General features: G+C 68.7%; 2 protein-coding genes. One reads left to right on the forward strand and one right to left on the reverse strand.

The genetic code is table 11. The annotated features are described in order from the left end of the window. On the reverse strand, positions 1 to 795 hold a 795-nt coding region (locus ABZ749_RS34540), incomplete at its 3' end, for an alpha/beta hydrolase (protein ID WP_357235464.1). A gap of 293 nt (positions 796 to 1,088) precedes the next feature. Here ABZ749_RS34540 and ABZ749_RS34545 point away from each other — a divergent pair. Further along, the coding region (locus ABZ749_RS34545; RefSeq protein ID WP_357235466.1) for a carbohydrate-binding protein at positions 1,089 to 1,988 on the forward strand (900 nt) is incomplete at its 3' end.

Raw genomic sequence — 1,988 nt, forward strand, 5'->3', positions numbered from 1 at the left:
GCCGGCGTCGATCCGGGTGATGTCGGCGCCCGCCCGCTTCATCATCTCTTCCTGGCGGGCCGGCGGGATGACCCGGTCCTCGGTGCCGATGACCGCCCACACCGGGATCGTCTTCCACGCCGGCTCGGTGGCCGGCACCCCCAGCGCGCTCGTGGCCAGAGCGGTCTGGGTCACGGCGAGCACCTCCGCCTGCCGCCGGGGCAGACCGTTGGCGAAGCCGGGGATGAACACCTTCGGCAGGACGTACGCGTCGGCCGCGCCCTCCGGGGCGCCGGGGAACGGTACGAGCTTGAAGACGCTCGTGGGGTCGGTCAGGGCCGGTTCGAGAATCGAGCCGGAGCCCGCGGTGAGCTCTTCCACGGTCTCCCCCTTGTTCGGGGCGAAGGCGTCGACGAACACGAGTGCCTTGACGTTCTTGTTGCCGGTCGCGGCGTCGCTCGTCACGAAACCGCCATAGGAGTGGGCGGCGATCACGATGGGACCTTCGATGGTGGACAGGAAGTCCTTCAGGTAGCCGCTGTCGATCGACGGCCCCCGGTTGGGTTGCGGCGCGACCTGGACATCGAAACCGCGTGCCTGGAGTCTCTTGACCTCCCCGCTCCAGCTCGAACCGTCCGCCCAGGCGCCATGCACCAGGACGATGGTCGGTCTGGTGCGATGCCCCTCGTCCGGGGTTGGTCGCGCACCGCCGTCCGCGGACACGCCTGGGGCGGCTGAGCCGAGCACCGTCACCAGCGTCGCGGCGGCGAGCGTTGCGGCGATGGTCTTCGGCCGACGTAGCGAGATACCGAGCATGGTCTCTTCTCCCTCGTTGGTCAGTGGATTCCGAACGCGGGCAGATGCGCACAGCCGCTGGCGCGATGACGTGCCTGATCGCCCGACCTCACCGTATTCACGCCAACAGTGAATCTCGGACAGAAGAGGAAAATAACTCAACTTTTACCTTGCGGGAGGACACGCCACCAAAAGGGCCCATGCCCCCCTCTCGCGGCGACCGCTCCCCGCCATCTGTAAACAACCCTTGATATTAAGGGTTACGAACGTCAATATGTGGAGGTCGCGGGTCGCCGAAGCCTGGGGAGTGAGCCATGAGAAGACGTCGGATTTTCGCAGCGGTGGCCGGGGCGGCGATGACCGTCACGGCCGCCGTCGCCTTCGTCCCCAGCAGCATGGCGGCCGTACCCTCGGCCAACGCCGTTCCGATGGTCGCCTGCACCGCCCCCGCGTGGGCCGAAGGGCCCACCTACCAGGCGGGCGCCCAGGTCACCTACGGCGGCCGGCTCTACCAGGCGCTGGTCACCCACACCGCGCACCCCGGTGCCGGTTGGAACCCCGCCTCGACTCCATCGCTCTGGCGTGACCTCGGCGCGTGCTCGGGGACCACCCCGCCGCCCACCACGCCACCACCGACGACGCCGCCGCCCACCACACCGCCGCCCACCACACCTCCCCCCACCACGCCACCACCAACCGGTGGGACCTGCGCGGTGAAGTCGCGGCCCACCGGCAAGGTGCTGCAGGGCTACTGGGAGAACTGGGACGGGTCCTCCAACGGCGTGCACCCCGGCCTCGGCTGGATCCCGATCACCGACAGCCGGCTCAACCAGCACGGCTACAACGTGATCAACGCGGCGTTCCCGGTGATCCGCTCGGACGGCACGGTCCTCTGGGAGAACGGCATGGACGCTGGCGTGAAGGTTGCCACCCCGGCCGAGATGTGCCAGGCCAAAGCAGCCGGCGCCACCATCCTGATGTCGATCGGCGGGGCCGCAGCGGGCATCGACCTGAGCTCCAGCGCGGTCGCCGACCGGTTCATCGCGACGATCGTGCCGATCCTGACGGCCTACCACTTCGACGGCATCGACATCGACATCGAGACCGGCCTGACCGGCAGCGGCAACATCAACACCCTGTCCACGTCGCAGGCCAACCTGATCCGGATCATCGACGGCGTGCTGGCCCGGATGCCGTCGAACTTCGGCCCGACC

This window comes from Micromonospora sp. NPDC047753 (assembly GCF_040642735.1).
Classification (GTDB): domain Bacteria; phylum Actinomycetota; class Actinomycetes; order Mycobacteriales; family Micromonosporaceae; genus Micromonospora.